The organism is Hydrogenophaga sp. PBL-H3, assembly GCF_010104355.1.
In the GTDB taxonomy this organism is placed as follows: Bacteria; Pseudomonadota; Gammaproteobacteria; order Burkholderiales; family Burkholderiaceae_C; genus Hydrogenophaga.
Window position 1 is genome coordinate 44,472 of record NZ_CP044972.1, and the last position, 21,052, is coordinate 65,523.

The window sequence follows — 21,052 nt, forward strand, 5'->3', positions numbered from 1 at the left end:
GAGTGTGAGCAGAACGAAGCCTCATTTCGCCAATACTGAGCTGGGTCACGAGGCAACAAAGTCGCGGAAACAGCGGCGCACTTTGCTGCAGCTCCACACAAATTGAGACGTTCAAGTTGCCAACAATCGATACGCTTGGTCAAAGTCGAGTGCCTCTGCCGCATTGATCATCCTCTCGGCGGTCGAGGTCCCAAGAGTTGCGTGCAACGAAGGGGTCAGGTTTTCAATGCGCTCCAACGCTTCCAGGTCGTGTCGTCTCAGCATGTCAATCAGTTCGTTGCGCTGAACCGTACTAAGCGGATGCGCCTTCCTCTGAGGGTCATGGCTTGTTCGATTCCCCTCCTCGGCGGCCAACAATGGCGCTGTGGCCTTAAACAGGGCGGTCAGTCTATTCGCCAGCCGCTCTAACAAAGGCATCACCACGGTTCCCGGCTTTCGGAGTTCGAGTTCCGCTTCACTGGCAAGTCGATGAACTTCTGCCGCACCTACTGAGCCAGCGCTGCCACGCAACCTGTGAAGCCGCGCGGCCAGAGCCATGCGCCCGGATTCATCGAGCTCGAACTGCATTGGTACGGTCAGGTCCGCAGATTCAACGGACAGCCGCCGTAGGATCGAAACGAACAAGGACCAATCCTCACTCAAATGACGCTTTGCGGCAGCCATGTCAATGCCTGGCAAGGGCTGCCATAGGCTCGCGTTTAACTTGGAATCCTCCAGCGTTCCAGCTCGTTCGAGCCCCTCATCGACCACCTGTAAAGGCAGGACTACCTTTCGCTGCTCCTCCACCAGCCGCCGGATGATGCGTACAAGAGATTGCGGATCGATGGGCTTGCTTTGGAAGTAGTTCATGCCGGCTTCTATCGATCGCCTGCGCTCTTCTGCCAGTGCCCCGGCAGTCAGGGCAACGATCGGAAGGTCGATCAAGCCCAACTCGCCGCGCACAGCGCGGGCAGCCTCCAGTCCGTCCATGATAGGCATCTGGATATCCATCAACACCACATCAAACGCTTGATGCTTTCGGCGCAGCAGATCGATCGCTTCGCGGCCGTTGCTGCAGGTTTGCACTTGAGCGCCTTCGCGCTCGAGCAGTCGCGTTGCGACCTCAAGGTTGATATCGCTGTCATCGACCACCAGCACCCGCACGCCTGGCAGCCAGCGGCCACGGACAGCTCTCAGGTTGGTGGACTGCATCACTTTGGCGGTGCTGCCCGTGGCTTGTGCGATACCGCTGTTGACAGCGTTGAAAAGTACTTTTGCACTGACCGGTTTGGTCAATACGGGCACCTCGACGTACGGGTCGTCCTCAGGAACAGTGGACTCCCGATCAACAGACGACATAACGAACGTCGCAGGTATCTGCTCGCCCCCAAGAGCGGTCCTTAATGCTGCATGGAAATGCACTCCCTCCAAGTCAAACGCTTGTTCGTCCACAAGCAGCGCGTCGGGCTGCGGCTCGGCATCCTGGTGACGGCGGGTTATCTCGCGTACAAGTTCCGCACCGGAATCAAGCACCACGACACGCCACCCAAAGGCACGAAGCAACGCAACCAACGAGAGGCGATTGCCATCATGTTCATCAACCACGATCACTTCCAGCTGGCCGCTGGTCGTCGCTTGGACTTGCTCTGGACTGGGCAGCTCCAGCGGGACTTTTAACCAGAACTCGCTGCCTTGGCCAGGCACACTGTTGAGTCCGACCTCGCCGCCCATGAGCTGGGCCAAGCGTCGGACGATCGACAAGCCCAGGCCAGTCCCACCAAATCTGCGTGTGGTCGAAACGTCGGCCTGCGCAAAGGGCTCAAAAAGCTGAGCCTGAACATCAGGTTCAATCCCGATGCCCGTGTCACGTACGCTCGCGTGCAGGCAGAGGACGGACTCTGCGCGCTCGGCGATCCCCACCCGCAACATGACATGGCCGCCCGCGCCAGTGAACTTGAGCGCATTGCTGACCAAGTTGGTGAGGATTTGACGCAGCCGCGTGCTGTCACCGCGCAACCAGATATGCGCGTCGGCCTCGACCTTGACTTCAAGGCTGACCGACTTGGCCAGTGCTGACGGCTCGTACAAGGCCTGCAACTCAGCGACCAGTTCATCGGGGCGAAATATCAGGCCTTCCAGTTCCATCTCGCCAGCTTCGATCTTGGTGAGGTCGAGCACGTCGTTGACGATATTGAGCAAAGAGCGACCCGCGATCTGCGCCTTGCTCACCAGTTCTTCCTGGTATCCGCTCAGGCCGGCATCCTCCAGCAAGTGGGTCACGCCGATCACCGCATTTAGAGGGGTGCGGATCTCATGGCTCATGTTCGCGAGGAACGCACTCTTGGCAGCGTTGGCCCGTTCCGCTTGCTGCTTCGCCTCGAGCAAGTCCTTGGTCGCGATCTTCACGCGTTCCTCCAGGTCGTCCCTGAGATCGCGAAGTTGAAGCACCATTGAATTGAATGCGCGTCCCAGTTTCCCGACTTCATCTGCGCCTGCTTCCGGAGCCAGCGCTTTTGATGTTGGATCGCTGGAAATTGCCTGTGCAACGGTACTGATGTCGATCAACGGCTGGGTCAATTCGCGCAGGTACTTCCTCGTGAACCACATCGCCAACGAAGCAGCAAGCAAGGCGCAGAACAAATAAGCCAACAGTATTCGGACCATGGGTGCACCCACGGAAGTCCCGTAGTCGCTACACGTCAAGTCGAATGCCTTGTCACCGACGTCGAGCTTGAGCACATGTTCGTTCGTGCTGATGCCCGTCTGGAACTCGTGCTTGCAATCCGAACGGTAGATAACGCTGCTTTCGTTTGTCAACGAGTAGCAGCGATCACCATCGGTATAGCGCGAAGAAGCGCTGAAGAGCTGCTGTGGTGATATCTGGAGCAGCACCACACCGACATGGCTGGCGGACCGTGGAAAGTAAACAGGGGCGGCGAGCAGCATGGATCCTGCTCCCTCATCAGCCCGCACCGAGAACTTGCCTGACACCAGTACTTGCCGGACCATCTCGATACCCGCAAGGGAAACAACGTCGTTTCGATGCTTTGATGCGATCGGCTGTGCATTCAGATCCAGCACCACGACGCCTCCATCCATCCCGAAAGGAATCTGGAAATCTCTGAGGAGAGGCTGCAAGTAGATTTCGCGACCGCCAGAGTCGATGAACGCATTGACCACAAAGCTGTTCTTCGACAAGGCCAACAAACTTTCCGAAACCGCATCAACCTTGAACTGAAAATACTCCTGCAGTCGCTGCGCCTGATTCAGGCCTTTTTCAGCATTGTTGGCCGAGATCTGGCCATAAATCACCGGGATGGATGAAAGGGCCAGAAAAATGACCATGAATATCGCAAACACCGATGCCGCAAAAACCGCTCGATTTGCGATACTTCGGTGCACCCAATGGCGCGGCCTCGCAAAGGACGCCAGCGACAGGTATGAACTCAAACGCTTCATCAGATTCGACTTGGCGAAAATGATCAGGGGAGCTTTTCCAATGCGCCATCCAAAGGAGAGTAGCGCGCCAGGAAAACATCGCTCTCAGACAGCGCCTCATGGCGCTTGACTGTAAAAGGCGCAGCATATTTTTTGATCAGGCCGTCATAGTTGCGCACCTTTTCCAAGGCATCACGGATTTTCGCTCGGTCCGTGCTGCCCGCCAGCTGAATCGCCCTCGCGAGGATGTGAGTCAAGTCATAAGCGTGTGCCACCCCAACCGGAGATAGGATTGACCTTGCACTGGTGCCGCCATCTCTGGCGTTATGCGCCGAGATCACGGTCGCGGCCTTCAATGACTTTTGCCCGATGAAGGTGTAGGTCTGCACGACTCTGAAGTCGAGCTTGTAAAAGTCGGGGCCAACCATATCGGGCAGCTTTCCTCCAGTCACGCCCCAGTGACTGACCACAGGGAGGCGCTCAGCTGCAGGCAGCTTGAGCATGCCCTTGACCAGGGTGGCCGCCTCACCTGCGTTGGCGGTCAGAAGCAACGCCTGAGCTCCGGCGTCACGCAATTGCTTCACCTTGTTCAGCATCGATGCCTCATCATCATCCCAGTTGATCCACTGAGTTCCTATCAGATTTACCTTTGATTTGCCCTTCTGGTATTTTTGCGCTGCAGACACGGTGCTTCGGCCCCACGATGTGTTGAGCATCAACAAACCAACATTTTTTAGATTTCGGCTGCTGAGATTTGCCAGCATGGCGTTGGCCGCCCAACTGTCTTTCATCGACAGTCGGAATACATAATTGGGTGAAAAGGAGTGGTCGATAATGCCATCGGCGGCGGACCACGGGTTCATCAAAGGTAAGCCCAACTGATGGATCAGAGGCAGCATTTCAAGAACTGTCGGACTGAATCGACCGCAGAATACTGCCACCAGGTCAGGCGTAGCCGCAAACTCCTTGATATTGTTCGCGCTGCGCGCTGGCAGGGATCTGTTCGCTTTTTCCATCAGCTTCAGCGGACGACCTTGCAGAACACCGCCCGCTTTGTTGATTTCGTCTATCGCGATCTGAATGCCATGCCGGATGGCCTCGGCCGATGTACTGCCCTGATATTCAAACTCAGCATCCAAGCCAATCAATACGGGCTTTGCAGTTGGCGTGGCACTGAAGACCTTACCCGCGAACGATTGCACTACCAGGATGGCGGCAAAGCCGGCAAATAGCTTGCGTTTATGAATCATGTTTATCCAATCGCGTCACAAGACACCTGCGGGTCAGTCACGCTTGATCATCCCAGAGAATGTAAGCGTTTGTAGCGTAGCGTGGTTATCGGCAGACGGGGAGATTTTTGAATCGCTCGATGACTTTGACTGGATTTGAACCGACCCGGATTTCGTGGAGGCAGGTTGGTTTAAGTCAGATCTCCGCCGTGAAAATTTGACTGGCCAGTGGTGGTTTGCCCTGGCCACTGCTGGCGGATATACGCCCATGGGCATAGAAATGGACGGGCTCGAGCACGTCAAGGCCTGCATCCCGACCGATGTGGAGCATCCGTTTCGCGTCATCAATCGCCAGCTCGGGCATGTGAAGGTGCGCTGCCGCGGATTGACCAAGAACGCGGCGCAGTTGCACACACTGTTCGCCCTCTCCAAGCTGTGGATGGTGCGCCGAACCCACTTGCAGCAGGCCCGGGGATGGCCTCGATGAGTCCGCAGTTCGCCCCACCATGTGGCCGTCACTGACGTCGATCTCGAAAGCAAAGTGTCAGTGCGCTTCAGGCGACATGCCCAATGCGCAAATGCCGCAGGCGAGCTCCATCCCCATGGTAGGGGTTAGCTGGTATGGACTGGGCCCAGCGCACGCTGAATGATCAGGCTTGGCTAACACTCAAAAACTGCCCCATGTCCACACCGAAGAAGATCAAGCTGAACCTGGCTTGGCTTGGCGCCGCCGTCCTGGTATTGGCCGGATGCGCCAGTCAGCCTGCACCCCCTGTTGAAGCTGCGCCTGTTGCGCAGGCTTGTCCGGAGGGAGTGCCAGAAGGTGCCCGTTGTCTGCGCGGGCAGGATTCGGCCGGCTCGCACTACCTGATCGTGATGCCGGCCCAATGGAGCGGTGTGCTGGTCGTGCATGCCCACGGCGGCCCGACCCTTGGGCCACCCAGCACCAAGCGGGCGGATGAGGACATCAAGCGCTGGGCCATTACCGTGATCGAGGGGCATGCCTGGGCGGGTTCGGTATTCCGCCAGGGCGGGTTTGCCGTCACCACCGCAGCGGAAGACACCGAGCGTGTTCGCCGCATCTTTGTGGACCACGTGGCCAAACCACGCCGCACACTGTTGCACGGACAGTCGTGGGGCGCCATGGTGGCCACGCGCGCGGCCGAGATGTTTCCGAAGTCATGGGAAGGCGTGCTGTTGACCAGCGGTGTCGTTGCCGGCCCGGCCACCTATGACTTCCGCCTCGACATGCGCGCCCTGTACCAGCATCTCTGCAACAACCTCCCGCGACCGGATGAGGCCGCCTACTCACTGGCCATTGGCTTGCCCAAAGACAGCAAGCTGACCACGGCGGAGCTGGCTGCGCGGGCCAACGAATGCCTGGGTGTGGGCAAACCTGCGGCACAGCGCACGCCTGAGCAGGCACGGCGCCTCAAGACCATTGTCGATGTGCTGCAGTTTCCCGAGACCTCGGTGATGAGTCACCTGAACTGGGGCACCTTCGCCTTGCGCGACGTGGTGGAAAAGAACGGCGGTATCAGCCCGTTGGGCAACAGCGGCGTTCGTTATGTCGGTACTTCCGACGACGCCGGTCTCAATGCCGCGATCCCCCGTTTCAAGGCCGACCCCCAGGCGGTGGCGCGCTTTGCCGCTGACGTCGATCACCAAGGCCGTTTCGCTGTGCCCGTGATCAGCGTGCACGCCATCAATGACGCCACGGTGTTTGTGCAAGGCCAGGACACCTTGCGCCAGCGCATGACTGCGGCAGGCAATGGCGGGCGTCTGGTCCAGGCCTTTGTGGACTCCAAGGAACACAGCTATTGGGGTGATGCCCACTACCCGGTGCTGTTTGAGGCCCTGTTGAGCTGGGTGGAAAGGAGCCAGAAGCCCACACCGGCAGGCATTGCCCAGCGCTGCCAGCAGCTGGAAGTGGCGCGTGGTGAGCCTGCATCTGGTTGCGCGTTTGTTCCGAACTACGTACCCCAACCTCTGGCAACGCGAGTATTCCCTCGCTGAGTGCGGTCTGGCAGAGCACGGTGTGGAGACCTGGCGCGCTGTGGAGTTGACCCGGTCAGGTGGACGGGCTCCGGTTTGATTCTCAAAAGGGTTTGGTGACGCTGCTTCAATTCATCATTGATCAAAGGAAGATCTCACCAAAGACAACCTCGCAGTGAAAGAACCGACCAAGCTTGAGCGACCCTTCGGTCCGTGAACTTGTAATCGATCGGGAAGGACGAATGCATTTAGGCCTGAACTGTCGTGTGAAACCAGGAGATCCACACCTCCAGACAGTGGTTTGTTCGATCCCAGAGGCTCACAGTGATTCATGTCCCAACGGATCGAAAATGCTTTGGTTGGAACCGGGCTGCCCGAGACCAAGGGATTTCCATCAACAAGGACTCTTGTCGAAGGGTCGCACATGAAGTCGAGGGCTACGTCAGTCCATTGATCAGCATCATCGATGAGCGGAGCTAACAGCGCATTTAGAGCGAACTGGCGAAACCACGCTGGAATAGGCGTCTCATTGGCGCTGTCGATTGCGGGTGACGTGACGTGTGAGGTCACGATGACCGATCGCTGAGAGGGAAGTGAAGCACTGGATGTGGCGTACCGCCACGCGGCAGCGATTCCCACCAGCGTAGCGAGCACCGTACACGAAACACCCAGCCACAGCAGGGCGCGATCAATGTTTTTTTGCTTACTTCCGAGCATGTCCATTAGGTTCTAAAGTGATGCTTTCGGTGCCGCACCGAACGGTTAGCACCTTGTGGCCAGTCATGACCTCGAACGCGGCAATGCGCTCGACCAACATGTATTTCATGGCGAAGGAGCTCGTCACCCTGACATCGGCGGCATGGGCCTACACGGTCAGCAATACCGCAGCCAAGGCTAAAGCCTGTCGAGGAAAGTCTGCAGCCTGGTGCTGGCCACTTGGTCATCCCCATCGTGATCTGTCTGGCGGGTGGTGTTCAGCAACAGTGAAAGTACGTTCATGTCATTGCCTCATTCAAACTGGCGCGGAGAATGAGGTGAATGTCGTCGCGAACGCGTACGTTGGCGCAGTTGCGTTCAAAAGTGAACCGATGCGTGCGGCGCAGGACTCCTACCAGCGGTGTGGCAGCCGCCGGTGCAACACGATGCGGTTGCGGCCCAGCGAAATGTAGCCCCCGCTCTCAAGGTCGTGCAGCACGCGGTGGACCATCGCACGCGATGCACCCACTCGCTCGGCGATCCGCCGCTGGCTGAGTGGTTCAGACACACAGCGGATACCGTCTTCTTCGACCGCCAGCGATTCGAGCAGGACCACCAGCCGGCCATACACGTCCAGCGTGGCCATGTCGCGCACGCTCATGCTCAGCGAGCGCACGCGTTCCACCAGTTGCTGGATCACATGCAGCGCAAGGTCGGGCTGTTGGGCAATGACCCGCTCAAAATCGACGCGTTCCACCTTGGTTAGCCGCACCCGCGTGAGCGCCTGCACGCTGGCGGTGCGCACTGCGCTGCCCAGCAGGATCTCACCGAAATACTGCCCGGGCCCCAGCGTGTTGAGTTCCACATGGCGTTCGCCCTCGCCATCAAGGAAAACGCGCAATTGCCCCTCGTGCACGATGTACATGGCCTGTGCCGGTTCACCCTCGGTGACCACCTGTGTGCCGGCTTCCCAAGTGCGGGTCTTGCCTTGACGCGCAAGCTCCTGCAACAAGGCCTCGGGCAGCGCGGTACCGGCTGCCTCTTTCATGCGATCAGGCACTCCGCACCCACGCGCAACGCGGTCGGAAGCACTACCTTCACATGGCCCTGTGCGCTGATGAAAGACGCGTAGTTTGCAAATAGGCGCCACTGCAAGAATTGCGTCATCAATCCTCCCCCGGAACTTAATGGAACATGGATGTTGAGCAGTGTGGTGGACCACGCACTTTCGCAACGAGCTTGACAGTGAATGTAACGGTTCGCTTCTCAAAGGACCTGTTCGGCACCTTCTGAGGCGGTATGACCATTCACTTGCTGCAGGAGCACTTGAGCCCGGCAAGTTGAAGCCCTGAGGTTTTGACGCCGACCGGAAACTGACGGCCTCAAGTTCACAGTCTCGGGCGCACATCGGATCTTGCTGTACGGGCTTGCTTGACCATGTAGCGCCGGTATGCGTCGGTCTGCTGTCAAAAAGTCAACGAATGCGCTTCCTGGTTCAGGGATGCCTCCAGACGAGAGAGTGCAAAACTGGATTCCCGATGTCGGTAGCCAACTGCCTGGCTGCGTCGTTTGCGCCGGCCTCGCCCAGCTTCCCACGGTACCAGTGAGAGCGGGCCACCATCTCACGCATGCCTGCACGGGCGGAAATGACCGTCAGTTGGCTCACCCACTCCGGTCCCCGATCATCGCCATGGGCGAGGGCCATGGCGCACAGCCCATCCAACACATAGGCACCGCCCCAGACATAGGCATCGGGCAGCCGCATGCAGCGTTGCAGCGTATCCAGCAAGATGGCGAGACCTCCATGAACATCTCCGCGCGCACCGGCTATCAGACCCAGACCGCGCCCCGCGATGCCCTCCCAGCAGGGATCGGACAGTTGGCACCCCAATGCGAAGGCGTTTTCGAATCGATCCGCCGCCTTGTCAATGTGCCCCAGCAGCAGATCCGCCTCGGCGCGAAAGGACTGTGGCCACGGCAGAAAGGCCGTCCACATTCTGCGTGCTTCGTCAATACACCGGTCCAGCACGATCGCTGCTTCGTCGTAACGCCCCGTCAGAACCAAGATGCGGCCGATCATGGATTCGGCGTAAATGCTCAGCTTGCTGTCGGCAGAGTCCAGGGCCCAAGCCTGCGCCTGAAGGAGTTCCTCCAGTGCGGCCCCGTAGTGCGCCGTATCGCTCAATATCGATCCCTTCAGCGTGGCCAGGCGGGCCTGTTCAGTGACTTCATCTCGCACCAGCGGACCAGCCCGGGCCACCCAGTTCAGTGCACGGTCGTAGCGACCGAGAAGAAACTCTACGTAGCCCAACTCGCGACAAGCCGCCGCGACCTGTTGAGGCGCAGCGGCTTCTCCGATCGTGATGGCTTCGTGCAGGGCTGTTGCTCCCTCGGCGTCACGGCCGCGCGCGGCGTGAACCAGCGCGCTGCCAAGGGCCACGCGCGCCCTTGCCCGCAGGACGGGATCACCTGTGGCGTCGGCGTCAGCAATCGACCTGCGCAGGCACTGCAAGCCCGCATCCAGTGCACCGGCGCTGATGGCCGCTTCGCCCGCTTCCAGCAAGGCAAGAGCACCCGCCCGCCCTGTGGTCGGACGGGCAACCACAGCCGAGGTGTTGGTGCGCAAGGCATCGCTCAAGGCCGGCCCGGGCGACACTCCCAGCTCTCGCTGGAAAAGCTCCCTGCACGCGGCAGCTTGACGCGCTGCGCCGATGCCATCGCCAGCACTCGAGAGGCAGCGCACCAACAGCACCTGCGAATTTTCTTCAAGTGGATCAAGCGCCAGGAGTCGACTGGCCAGGTCAAGCGCCTCCGCGATAGAGCCATCCGTCAGGCTGGCCAGGGCCGCCTCGTGCAACACGGCCTGAGCAGTGGCATGCATGCGTCGTCGTTCAGCCTGCAGCCAAACCTCGAAAGATGGACTGCTGGCGAAGCTCATCCCTTCAAGCAACTCGCGACCAAGGCCGGGCAACAGGACGCCCTCTGCAGCGCTCCCGCGCCGCAGCATTTCGCTGTCGATGATCAGATCCGGATCTCGGCGCAGGACGACTGACTCGCCACGCAGGCAGTCCGGGCCCAGACCGCGACGAAGTTCGGTGAGGTTCCACCGCAGTGCCGCGAGCGGATCTTCAGCGTCTTCAAACAACAGCCGCGCCAAATGCCGCCGGCTCGCCGCGCCCTCATGGGTCACCAGGTAGGCCAGCAGTCCCCAGGCCTTGTGTCCGCGCAGCACCACGGTCGCGCCATCCCGCCCAATGAACCGCGGCACGCCCAAGAGCTGGATGAACATCGCCATGGTGTGAGTGTGGCACCACTCGGCCAAAGGTCGACGATCTCAGGCCTCGGCAGTGGTTGGATCGATCGTCGCGAAAACGCGGGCCACGCTATCGGCGGGGAATCCCCCGCGGCGAGCGTGCTCCCGAATCAGCTCTTCATTGGTGGCGTTGTATACGCAGTAGATCTTGTCGCTGGTCACGTAGCTGTGAACCCATTGCACATCAGGACCAAGCTCGTTGAGTACACCGCAAGACTTCTGAGATATCGCCTGCAGATCAGCGGCGCTGGTGGCACCGACATTGGGAATAGCGCGTTCAATGACAAACTTGGGCATGGTCGTGAACTCCTGGATGGTTGATGGAGTCTCCAGCTTGACTCTCCATCGTTTGAGCGGGCGTTTGATCCTCCAGCCGCAAGCAATTCGGAAGCAACTCATCCGGCGTAGTCGACTCGCAACATGTGGCAAGCCCAAGCCTGCACTCGCGAGGCAACGCGAGGGACCACGTCGGCCTCGTGAGATGCAGTTACGTGAACCACCCCGGGAGTCGTGAAGGCAGATTGGTCAAAGTCAGACAGCGGTCGCGGCCGGACTCAAACTTTGACCTGCTCAATGTGACCCTTTGATGACATGTGCACAGTGGGGTGATGCCGCAGTTTGTGCGGTGCCACGCTCGGTAAAATCCGCGCCCAATGAACGCCACATGTTCCGATGAAGTTTGCGCCGCATCCTCCGCTGCAACACGCTGGCGCAACCGAATCGGTGAACTCGGTCGGACCGCATCGGCCGTTGCGGCTCATGCGCCTGAAAACGCTGCCTATGGCCTGATCGGCATGGCGCCGCTCGGCGCAGCCTTCGGACCCGGCGCAATGATGCTGACGCTGCTCGGCGTTGTCTTGGCCAACGCAATCGCATCGCTGGTGGGCGGCGGCCGCCTTGTCAGTGGTGCGCGTGCCTCGCTTGCCCTTTTGACAGCCAGCTTCGTTGCCGAGCTGGTGAGGCGGCTGGGCCCGCTTGCAGACCCCTGGACCGTGGCGTTGGTGCTGGTGTTGTCACTTGTCGGCGCTGGCGTGCTTCAAACAGCTTTCGGCCTGTTGCGCTTCGGCGGCATCGTGAAGTTCACGCCCTATCCCGTCCGTGTGGGGCTGACCACCGGCATCGGTCTGCTCCTGCTGATCACGGCGCTGCCGGTCGCACTGGGTCACGGTATTGGCTCAGGCTGGGAGTCGGTGTTCTTGCCTCTGGCGCCCGGCGCAGTTGCCGTGGCCATCACGGCCCTGCTTGTCGCCTGGTTGGTCGGACGCTGTTTGCCGCGGTTCCCCGGCGCGCTGCTCGGGTTGATTGCCGGCGCCGCGTTGCACGCGGTTCTGCAGACCAGCGGCAGCGGCGCATCACTCAGCCCCACACTCGGTGCGCCCGTTCTGCCGTCGGGAGCGTTGGAACACCTGGGCCTCGCTGCCACTGGATTCGACTTTCAACTCTTGCGCCCACTCCTGCCCGCGATAGCGTCTTACGCCTTGACGGTGGCGGTGTTGTGCAGCCTGGACTCGCTGCTCGCGACATCAATTGTGGATGGTCGTCTGCGCACGACCCGCGACGCGGACCGGGAATTGGTCGCGCAAGGGCTTTCCAACATCGCTTCGGCTCTGGTGGGGGGGCAGGCAACATCACCATCCGTGCCCCGCACGATGACGCTGATTCAAGGGGGACATTCCGTGCACCGGCAGACGGTGCTCGGTTACGCAACGGTGCTCGCGCTGTTGATCGGCCTGACTCCCGAATTGATCGGCTGGCTGCCATCAAGTGCCGTCGCTGGTGTCCTTGTCGCGCAGGCGCTGCCCATGTTGGCCCCAGTCCATTGGCGCACCCCTAGAGAGCTGTTGAGTCACCGTTCGCAGGACGGCCAATCCAGCGCATGGGACGTGAGCCAGCGAAACTTGCTGGCTGCCAATTGGGCGATCAGCAGCGCGGTGGCGTTGGGTGCCGTGCTGCTGGGTCTCGGGCCAGCGGTGCTGCTGGGTGCGGGGTTCGCGGTCATCCTTTTTGTGCGCGCGAACATGCGAGACGTGGTGCGGCGCAGCGTCAGCGGGCTGCAGCGGAGGTCGCTGAAGATGCGCCCGCCGGCTGTGGCCGAGCGGCTGCTGCGAGAAGGCAACCGCATTGCAGTGGTCGAACTGGAAGGGGCGCTGTTCTTCGGAACCGCCGACGACCTGCGGATGCACTTGCAGGCACTACCACCACAGGTCGAGACCGCCATCCTCGACCTTCACCAAGTGCACGAGATCGACATAACCGGCGCGCGCATCTTGTTCGAGATCGCCGAAGACTGGCGCCTCTCGGGCCGGCGGCTGGTGCTTGCCGAGTGGACCGCCAGCGATCAGCGACGACGTGCTGTTGAGGCCGTGGCCGGCCAGGCAGCGGCACCTTCCCTGCACTTCGTCGACACCACCGACCTGGCGATGGAGCAGGTCGAGGACGCGCTGATCGCTCGGCTTGCGCTTGCAAAGGACGAAGAGAGAACGCTCGACCTTTTGCAGACGACGGTAGGCTACGGCCTCGATGCCTCGGAGTTGGCTCTGCTGGAGTCGGTCATGAAGCAAGTGCGTTTCGATGCCGGGCAGGTGATATTTCAACAGGGCGATCCGGGAGACGCGCTGTATGTCAGCGTCAAAGGCGAGATCGGACTGCAGATGCCGGGCAGTCGGCGCCGCCTTGCCTCGTTTGCGCCGGGTGTGAGCGTCGGCGAGATGGCCGTGCTGGCACATGGTGTGCGTTCGGCCGAGGCCGTTGCCGAGTCAGATGTGGTGGCATTGCGATTGTCTGTCGAGGCGTTTGACCGCATGAAGCTGGAGCAGCCTGTCCTTGCAGCGAAGATCCTGAACAACATCGTGCTCCACCTTGCCAATCGGGTTCGTGCGCTGACCGGGGAGCTCTCGCATTGGGTGTCGCGGTCGTCCACAGGCAGGGCAACCAGACTGGGCACATTTGACAGCATCGCGGCAACCGCATCGCGCGAGGCCGCCGACTGAGCAGGGATGGCCATGCCTGCCAGGCGCTGATCGTGTCAGCGCCTGCACAGCCCGCAGGACCGCCTCATTGCTGCATCACAGGCTGGATACAGATGGTGAGCGTGTCCCGCTTGGAATCCGGCTCAGGTGCCTCGCCGGAGCAACTACTCTGGCGCCCTAAGGTCCACGTGTCCGTCCACCGGTTGAATCCGTCGCCTCAAGCGGTCGCTTGCCATGCAAGATTCAAAGTAAAAGCATGACTTCCGTTCGGCCACAAGAACCTCATACACAGCGCGCGCCGTCCACTTCCAGGCAGACGCCCGAAATGAAAGCAGCTTCGCTGCTGGCCAGGTACAGCACGGCGTTGGCCACATCCAGCGAGGTTGAGAAGCGACCCAGCGGAATCGTGGAGCGGAACTTGTTCAAGCGCTCCTCGGTGAGCTCGCCGCCGGCGAACGACGGGCCCAGCGTGGTGAACGGATTCATCACCGGGTTGATGCAGTTCACCCGGATGTTGTCAGGGCCCAGCTCGGCCGCCAGCGACTTGCTGGTGGTGATGACCGCGCCCTTTGATCCGTTGTACCAGGTGAGCCCCGGACGGGGGCGCACGCCGGCGGTGGACGCGATGTTGATGAAGCTGCCGCCGCCGTTGAGGCGCAGGGCAGGCACGGCGTGCACCGCAGCCAGATAGATGCTCTTCACGTTGACGGCGTAGCAGCGGTCGAAGTCGTCCTCGCTCACGTCCAGCGCAGGCTGGTTGCGGTGCGTCCAGCCGGCGTTGTTGACCATCACATCAAGCTTGCCGTGGCGCTCCAGCGCGGCCTGCACCAGTGCTTTCACGTCGGCCGATTTCGTCACGTCACCGGCCACGAACGATGCGCGCCCGCCCGCCGCCACGATGGCTGCGGCCACGCGTTCGCCGTTGGTGACGTCGATGTCGTTCACGATGACCTTCGCACCCTCTTCGGCCAGGCGCTGGGCGATGCCTTCGCCGAAGCCGCTGCCTGCGCCGGTGACGATGATGGAGAGATCCTGCACTCGCATGGTGTTGTGTCCTTCTGGTGTTCAGCCGTGGCGGATGGCCACGGTCTTGAGGGTGGTGAAGCCATACAGGGCTTCGAAGCCTTTTTCGCGCCCGTGGCCCGATGACTTGACGCCGCCAAACGGCAGCTCCACGCCACCGCCTGCGCCGTAGTTGTTGATGAACACCTGGCCCGCTTTCACGCGCCGCGCCATGCGGAACTGGCGCGCGCCGTCGCGTGTCCACACGCCGGCCACGAGGCCGAAGGGGGTGGCGTTGGCGATGTACGTGGCGTGGTCTTCGTCGTCAAAGGCCATGGCGGACAGCACGGGTCCAAACACCTCCTCCTGCGCCAGGCGGTGGTGCACCGGCACGTCGCGCAGCAGGGTGGGGGCGGCGTAAAAGCCGGTGACGGCGGCTTCGTCCACCACGCGCCCTTGCGCCACGGTGGCGATGCCGTCGGCCCGGGCCTGGTCGAGGAAGCCGCGCACGCGCTCCTGCTGGCTCTGGCGGATCAGCGGGCCCAGGTCCAGGTCCATCGCGGGTGGGCCGGCGCGCAGCGTGGCGAAGCGCTGGCCCAGGCGCTCCAGCAGCGGTTCGTAGAGCCCGCGCTGGACCAGCAGGCGCGAACCCGCGCTGCAGGTCTGGCCGCTGTTCTGCACGATGGCATTGACGATGAACGGCAGGGCGGCGTCGATGTCGGCGTCGTCGAACACGATCTGCGGGCCCTTGCCTCCCAGCTCCAGCGTGACCGGACAGTGGCGCTCGGCGGCGGCCTGCTGGATCAGCGTGCCCACGCGCGGGCTGCCAGTGAAGCTGATGTGGTCGATCCCGGGGTGGCGCGCCAGAGCGTCGCCCACCTCGTGGCCGTAGCCGGTGACGATGTTGATGCAGCCGGCTGGAAAGCCGGCCTCCACCGCGAGTTCGGCCACGCGCAGCAGCGACAGACAGGCATCTTCCGACGGTTTGACCACGCACACGTTGCCGGCGGCCAGCGCGCCACCCACGCAGCGCCCGAAGATCTGCATGGGGTAGTTCCAGGGCACCACGTGGCCGGTCACACCGTGCGGCTCGCGCCAGGTGAGCACGCTGTAGCCGTCGAGGTAGGGAATGGTGTCGCCATGCAGCTTGTCGCCGGCGCCGGCATAAAACTCGAAGTAGCGCACCAATGCGAGCGCGTCTGCTCTGGCCTGTGCCACCGGCTTACCGCAGTCGCGTTGCTCTATTGCCGCGAGTTCGTCGGCGTGTTCGGCCACCTTCTGGCTCAGCTTCATCAGCAGTCGCCCGCGCTCGGCGGCGGTGGTGCGCGACCAGGTGCGCTCGAAACAGTCGCGCGCGGCGCGCACGGCGGCGTCGATGTCCTCGGCGTTGCTGCGCTCGATGGTGTCAAAGGTCTGGCCATCGGCCGGGTCGATGACCGGCAGCGTCTGGCCCGAGGCCGAGCGCACGGCGGTGTTGGCGATGTGGTTCAGGGCCATGGTTGAAGGCTCCTTGCGCCTATTGGGGGCCGATGCTGGGCCCGATGGCGGGCTCCACCACCGGGGGCTTGGCAAACACCGCGTCACGCAGGGCCAGCGAGATCGAGGGCAGGTAGGTGATCAGCGCCAGGCAACCCATGATGACCAGCACGAAAGGCAGCAGGTGGCCGATGATGCGGTCGAGCGAGATTTTGGCCACCGTACAGGCGGCGAAGAGGTTCACGCCGAAGGGCGGGGTGATCATGCCCATGGCGAGGTTGACCACCATGATGATGCCGAAGTGCACCGGGTCGATGCCGAAGTGGATCGCCACCGGCACCAGGATGGGCGCGAGCACGATGATGGCGGCCGAGGTCTCGATGAACATGCCGATCACGAACAGCGCGGCATTCACACCCAGCAGAAACCAGCCCGGCGACTGCAACACGGCGGTGAGCCACAGGCCGATGGCGTCGGGGATGCCTGCGCGTGTGATCAGGAAGGCAAACAGGCCCGCGTTGGCGATGATGAACATGATCACCGCGCTGGAGAGCACCGACTTGCGCAGCACCCGCGCGATGTCGTCCAGCTTGAGCTCGCGGTGGATCAACATGCCCACGATCAGTGCGTAGAACACGGCCACCACCGACGCTTCGGTGGGCGTGAAGATGCCCCCGTAGATGCCACCCAGGATCACCACCGGCATCAGCAGCGCCCAGCCGGCGTCGCGGGTGGCGGAGCCCACGCCCAGGCGGTCATCGCCGTCGTTCTTGCCCAGGCCCTTGAAACGGCACCACAGGTGCACGAACAGCATCAGGGCCGCGCCCACCAGCAGCCCGGGCACCACACCGGCGATGAACAGCTCGCCGATGGACACCTCGGCGGCCACGCCAAACAGAATCAGCGGGATCGACGGCGGGATGATCACGCCCAGCTCGGCCGACGTGGCCTGCAGCGCGGCCGCGTAGCCCACCGGGTAGCCGTGCTTGACCAGCGCGGGAATGAGGATGGAGCCGATGGCAAACGTGGTCGCCACCGACGAGCCGGAGACGGCCGCGAAGATCATGCAGGTGAGCACGCAGGTCATGGGCAGGCCACCCTGTACACCGCCCACCAGCGACTTGGCGAAGTTGACCAGCCGGCGCGAGATGCCTCCGGTTTCCATCAGGTTGCCGGCCAGGATGAAGAAGGGGATGGCGGCGAGTGGAAACTTGTCGATGGCCGAGAACATTTCCTTCGGCACCAGGATGAGCTGGTTGTTGTCGAAGAACGCCAGGCCAAGAATGGCCGAGCCGCCGATGGCCACGGCAATGGAAATGCTGAAGGCAAAACACACCAGCATGGTGACAAGCAGGGTCAATGACATGGTTGATGTCCAGCAAGAGGGGTGAAGGAATGCGAGCTCATGGGAGTGGCCGTGTCACTGTGCGGTGGTGAGTTCGTCGTGGTGGGGGTCGGCGTGGTGGGCCACGGTGGCCAGCAGGCCCAGAAGGGCGCCCACCGGAATGGCCGCGTAGGCCCAAGACATGGACAGGTCCAGGCTGGCAAAGGTCTGGAAGCGCACGCGCCAGACCAGATCCACGCCAAACCACAGCACCACCGAGAAGAAAGTCAGGTTGACCAAGGTGATGACCCAGCGCACCGTGCTGCGCCACGCACCGCGCGAGACGCGCAGCATCAGATCCACCGAAATCAGCGCGCCCTGGCGCAGCGCCACCACCGTGCCCAGCATGACCATCCAGATCAGCAGGCGGCGCATGATTTCTTCGGTCCAGGTCGATGGTTGAGAGAAGATGAAACGGGTAATGACCTGCCACATGCCCAGGCACGAGATCACGGCCAGGATGGCGCAGGCCACGGTCATGCACAGGCCGGTGATGCGGCGGTCGATGGCGAGGATGAAGGATTTCATGGGCAGGTTCCGGTCAACACGCGACAGGTGGCGCAACGAAAGAAATGACCCCGCAACAAGCGAGGGGGAGCAAACCCAGAAACACCCAGGGTCCGGCTTCGCCGGCCCAAGGTGTTGTCCCCCCTCAGGGGGGAAGACGGGCCCGAAGGCCCGGCGCAGGGGGCGCGTTATTTGACGGCTTGGATTGCAGCGATCTTGTCGGCGCCGAACTCTTTCGCGAAGCCCGCGTAGGCGGGTGCCACGGCCTTGCGGAAGCTCTCGCCATTGACCTTCTCGACCACCTGCATGCCTTCGCTCTTGAGCTGGGCAATGCCGGTGTTCTCGTCGTCGTTGACCTTTTTGCGCTGGGCTGCGGCGCCCTTTTTGGCCGCCTCGGTGAACACCGCCTTGTCGGCGGCGGACAGCTTGCTCCACACCGCGGGCGAGAGGATCAGCGCAGCGGGCGAGTACACGTGGCCGGTCAGCGACAGGTGCTTCTGCACTTGCGAAAACTTGGACGCCAGGATCACTGGAATCGGGTTTTCCTGACCATCGACCGTGCCCTGCTGCAGCGCGGTGAACAGCTCCGGGAAGGCCATGGGCGTGGGCAGGATGCCGAAGGTCTTGTAGCCGTCCATGTGCACCTTGTTCTCCATGGTGCGCATCTTCAGGCCGCTGGCATCGGTGGCCTGGTTGATGGGGCGCTTGCTGTTGGTCATGTGGCGAAAGCCGTTTTCGGTCCAGGCCAGGTTGATCAGGCCCTTGGCTTCCATCTTCTTCTGCAGGTCCTGACCGATCGGGCCGTCCATCACCTTGCGCGCGTGGTCGTAGTCGCGGAACAGGAAGGGGATGTCGACGATCTTGACCTCCGGCACGAAGTTGCCCAGCGGGCCGGTGGAGGTGTTGACGAGGTCTTGCGTGCCCAGTTGCACCGCTTCGATCTGCTCGCGCTCACCGCCCAGGGACGAGTTGGGGAACTGCTGGCACTTGTAGCGGCCCTGTGTGCCCTTTTCCATTTCCTCGCAGAACACCGTGGAGCCCACACCGTAGTGCGACGCGGCCGAGGTGGCGTAGCCGATCTTCAATACGGTCTGGGCCTGAACGGCGCCAGAGGCGGCCAGGATGGCGGCGAGAGCGATGGGTTTGATGAGTTGTTTCATGGACGGTGTCTCCGTTGTGGTTGGGGGAAGGGAACAGGGAACGCAAACAAAAAAAGGCGATCAGGCCCGCGGCGGCAGACCCAGGCGCGCGCGGGCTTGGGGAAGGCCCACCGCATCGGGTTGGTCTCGCACGTACTGCTGCAGCACGGCGGTGAAGCTGGTGTCGGCCACCAGACCCAGGCGCGGCGCGCGCACGCTCTCAAAGCGCGATGGCCAGCCGGCCACGATGCCGGCAATCGCGGCGTCGGGCACGTGGGTGATGAGGCCCATCACCTCGGGGCCGGCCAGATCTCCAAGCGCGGCGAGCATGTCGCGCACGCTCACAGTGAGCGCCGGCAGGTTGAGGGCGGTGCGGCCACCGAAGTCCTCGCGGCTGGCGTTGGCCACGGCCACAATGCCCGCCACCGTGTTGGCCGGTGACGACAGCGCCACGCGCGTGTCCAGGTCCACCGGGCAAGTGCTGGGCAGACCTGCCAGCGGTTCGCGGAACAGGCCCGAGAGGAAGCCCGAGGCCGCGCCGTTGGGCCGACCGGGGCGCACCGAGACGGTCATGAGGCGCGCCGCGCGGCCGTCGATGAAGTCCTTGCGGGTGTAGTCGGCCACCAGCTGTTCACACACGAACTTGTGGATGCCGTAGCTCGATTGCGGCGTGGGCAGGGTGTCGTCGCGCACCACGGCGGGCAGGGGCACGGCGGCGTCGCTGCCGAACACCGCCACCGAGCTGGAGAAGAAGAACAGCGGTGGTCGGTGGCCACCCAGGGTCTGCGCGCGGCAGGCGTCCAGCAGGCAGCGTGTGGTGTCCAGGTTGGCGTGCAGGCCCAGGTCGAAGTTGGCCTCGCATTCGCCCGACACGGCCGAGGCCAGGTGGAACACCGCGTCCCACGGCTCGGCCATCAGGGTGGGGATGTTCGCCAGCAGGTCGCCCGCGTGGTGCCGAACGCGTGCGTCGCCGGTGAGCACCGTGTCGCGCGGTGCCACCAGGTCGGCCAGCATCAGTTGTGTGATGGTCTCGCCGCGCAGCGTGCCAGCCTGCAGCAGGGTGTGGGCCAGGCGCGTGCCCAGGAAGCCGGCGCCGCCGGTGATGAGGACTTTCATGCAAGTGCTTTCTGTGAGGACTGGTACCGGCGCAACCAGCCCAGGCCTTCGCTGGTGCCGGCCTTGGGGCGGTATTCGCAGCCCACGAAACCGGCGTAGCCCAGCTGGTCGAGCAGGTCGAAGAGGTGCGGGAAATTCACTTCGCCGCCATCGGGTTCGTGGCGGTCGGGCACGCCCGCGATCTGGATGTGCCCCACACCAGCGAAGTGCTTTTGCAGCCGCCGGCTCAGATCGCCTTCCATGATCTGGCAGTGGTAGAAGTCCATCTGCACCTTCAGGTAGGGCGCACCCACTGCCGTCAGCACATCGTGCGCCTGCTGCTGCAGGCTGAGGAAGTACCCTGGCATGTCGCGGCTGTTGATGGGTTCGATCAGCAGGCTCACGCCCAGCGGGGCGAGGCGTGCTGCGGCTTGGCGGAGATTGGCAACATAGGTGGCGTTGCGCGCGGCGGTATCGCTGCCGGCGGGGATCAGGCCCGCCATGGCATGCACGCGCTGACAACCCGTCGCTTCAATGTAGGGCAGCGCCTGCTCAAGCGCCGCAGCGAACTCGGCCTCGCGCCCGGGGTGGCAGGCCATGCCACGTTCGCCAGCGGCCCAGTCGCCCGGAGGCAGGTTGAACAGGGCCTGCGTGAGGCCGTGGTCCTTCAGGCGCGCGCCGATGTCGCCCGGCGCGTGCTCGTAAGGAAAGAGGTACTCCACCGCATCGAAGCCATCGCGCGCGGCGGCGGCGAAGCGGTCGAGGAACGGCACCTCGGTGTACATCATGGACAGGTTGGCGGCGAAGCGGGGCATCTGTTCAAGCCTCCC

At 62.5% G+C, this 21,052-nt stretch carries 14 protein-coding genes and 1 pseudogene; 3 read left to right on the forward strand and 12 right to left on the reverse strand.

What is annotated here, in order from left to right; genetic code table 11:
- Positions 1–111 precede the first annotated feature (111 nt).
- Positions 112–3,438, reverse strand: coding sequence for a hybrid sensor histidine kinase/response regulator (locus tag F9Z44_RS00235; protein ID WP_159602455.1), 3,327 nt, complete (start codon positions 3,436–3,438; stop codon positions 112–114).
- A gap of 23 nt (positions 3,439–3,461) precedes the next feature.
- Positions 3,462–4,667, reverse strand: coding sequence for an ABC transporter substrate-binding protein (locus F9Z44_RS00240; RefSeq protein ID WP_159602458.1), 1,206 nt, complete (start codon positions 4,665–4,667; stop codon positions 3,462–3,464).
- A gap of 268 nt (positions 4,668–4,935) precedes the next feature.
- Between F9Z44_RS00240 and F9Z44_RS00245 the strand changes: the two are divergent.
- Positions 4,936–5,133 (forward strand): annotated as a pseudogene (locus F9Z44_RS00245) (IS5/IS1182 family transposase); the annotation flags it as partial.
- Positions 5,134–5,327: 194 nt separating this feature from the next.
- The gene (locus F9Z44_RS00250; RefSeq protein ID WP_159602461.1) at positions 5,328–6,662 is read left to right on the forward strand and encodes a hypothetical protein; all 1,335 of its coding nucleotides are present in this window, start codon (positions 5,328–5,330) and stop codon (positions 6,660–6,662) included.
- A 1,087-nt stretch (positions 6,663–7,749) separates the two neighbouring features.
- Here F9Z44_RS00250 and F9Z44_RS00255 read toward each other — a convergent pair.
- The 3 genes from F9Z44_RS00255 to F9Z44_RS00265 all read right to left on the reverse strand — a co-directional run bounded on the left by F9Z44_RS00255 (position 7,750) and on the right by F9Z44_RS00265 (position 10,947).
- Positions 7,750–8,385, reverse strand: a complete 636-nt coding sequence (locus F9Z44_RS00255) for a Crp/Fnr family transcriptional regulator (protein ID WP_159602464.1) — start codon at positions 8,383–8,385, stop codon at positions 7,750–7,752.
- Positions 8,386–8,832: 447 nt separating this feature from the next.
- Complete coding sequence (locus tag F9Z44_RS00260) at positions 8,833–10,632, reverse strand: BTAD domain-containing putative transcriptional regulator (RefSeq protein WP_159602467.1); 1,800 nt, start codon at positions 10,630–10,632, stop codon at positions 8,833–8,835.
- Between the two features lie 39 nt (positions 10,633–10,671).
- Positions 10,672–10,947, reverse strand: a complete 276-nt coding sequence (locus tag F9Z44_RS00265; protein WP_159602470.1) for a DUF4242 domain-containing protein — start codon at positions 10,945–10,947, stop codon at positions 10,672–10,674.
- A 356-nt stretch (positions 10,948–11,303) separates the two neighbouring features.
- On the opposite strand from F9Z44_RS00265, the gene F9Z44_RS00270 reads away from it, so the two are divergent.
- Positions 11,304–13,640 carry an SLC26A/SulP transporter family protein gene (locus tag F9Z44_RS00270; RefSeq protein ID WP_159602473.1) on the forward strand — a complete coding sequence of 779 codons (2,337 nt, stop codon included), beginning with the start codon at positions 11,304–11,306 and terminating at the stop codon, positions 13,638–13,640.
- A gap of 261 nt (positions 13,641–13,901) precedes the next feature.
- Here the strand turns inward: F9Z44_RS00270 and F9Z44_RS00275 are convergent, their stop codons facing one another.
- The 7 genes from F9Z44_RS00275 to otnI all read right to left on the reverse strand — a co-directional run bounded on the left by F9Z44_RS00275 (position 13,902) and on the right by otnI (position 21,037).
- On the reverse strand, positions 13,902–14,663 hold the full coding sequence (locus F9Z44_RS00275; RefSeq protein ID WP_159602476.1) for an SDR family oxidoreductase: 762 nt from the start codon (positions 14,661–14,663) through the stop codon (positions 13,902–13,904).
- A gap of 21 nt (positions 14,664–14,684) precedes the next feature.
- Entirely contained in the window at positions 14,685–16,118 is a 1,434-nt protein-coding gene (locus F9Z44_RS00280; protein WP_159602479.1) for an aldehyde dehydrogenase family protein, read from the reverse strand.
- Between the two features lie 19 nt (positions 16,119–16,137).
- On the reverse strand, positions 16,138–17,463 hold the full coding sequence (locus F9Z44_RS00285; protein ID WP_159602482.1) for a TRAP transporter large permease: 1,326 nt from the start codon (positions 17,461–17,463) through the stop codon (positions 16,138–16,140).
- Between the two features lie 54 nt (positions 17,464–17,517).
- Positions 17,518–18,009 carry a TRAP transporter small permease gene (locus F9Z44_RS00290; protein ID WP_159602485.1) on the reverse strand — a complete coding sequence of 164 codons (492 nt, stop codon included), beginning with the start codon at positions 18,007–18,009 and terminating at the stop codon, positions 17,518–17,520.
- Between the two features lie 167 nt (positions 18,010–18,176).
- Complete coding sequence (locus tag F9Z44_RS00295) at positions 18,177–19,148, reverse strand: TRAP transporter substrate-binding protein (RefSeq protein ID WP_159602488.1); 972 nt, start codon at positions 19,146–19,148, stop codon at positions 18,177–18,179.
- A gap of 60 nt (positions 19,149–19,208) precedes the next feature.
- The gene (gene denD / locus F9Z44_RS00300; RefSeq protein WP_159602491.1) at positions 19,209–20,243 is read right to left on the reverse strand and encodes a D-erythronate dehydrogenase; all 1,035 of its coding nucleotides are present in this window, start codon (positions 20,241–20,243) and stop codon (positions 19,209–19,211) included.
- Entirely contained in the window at positions 20,240–21,037 is a 798-nt protein-coding gene (gene otnI / locus F9Z44_RS00305; RefSeq protein WP_159602494.1) for a 2-oxo-tetronate isomerase, read from the reverse strand. The genes denD and otnI overlap by 4 nt, the downstream gene beginning before the upstream one ends.
- Positions 21,038–21,052 lie beyond the last annotated feature (15 nt).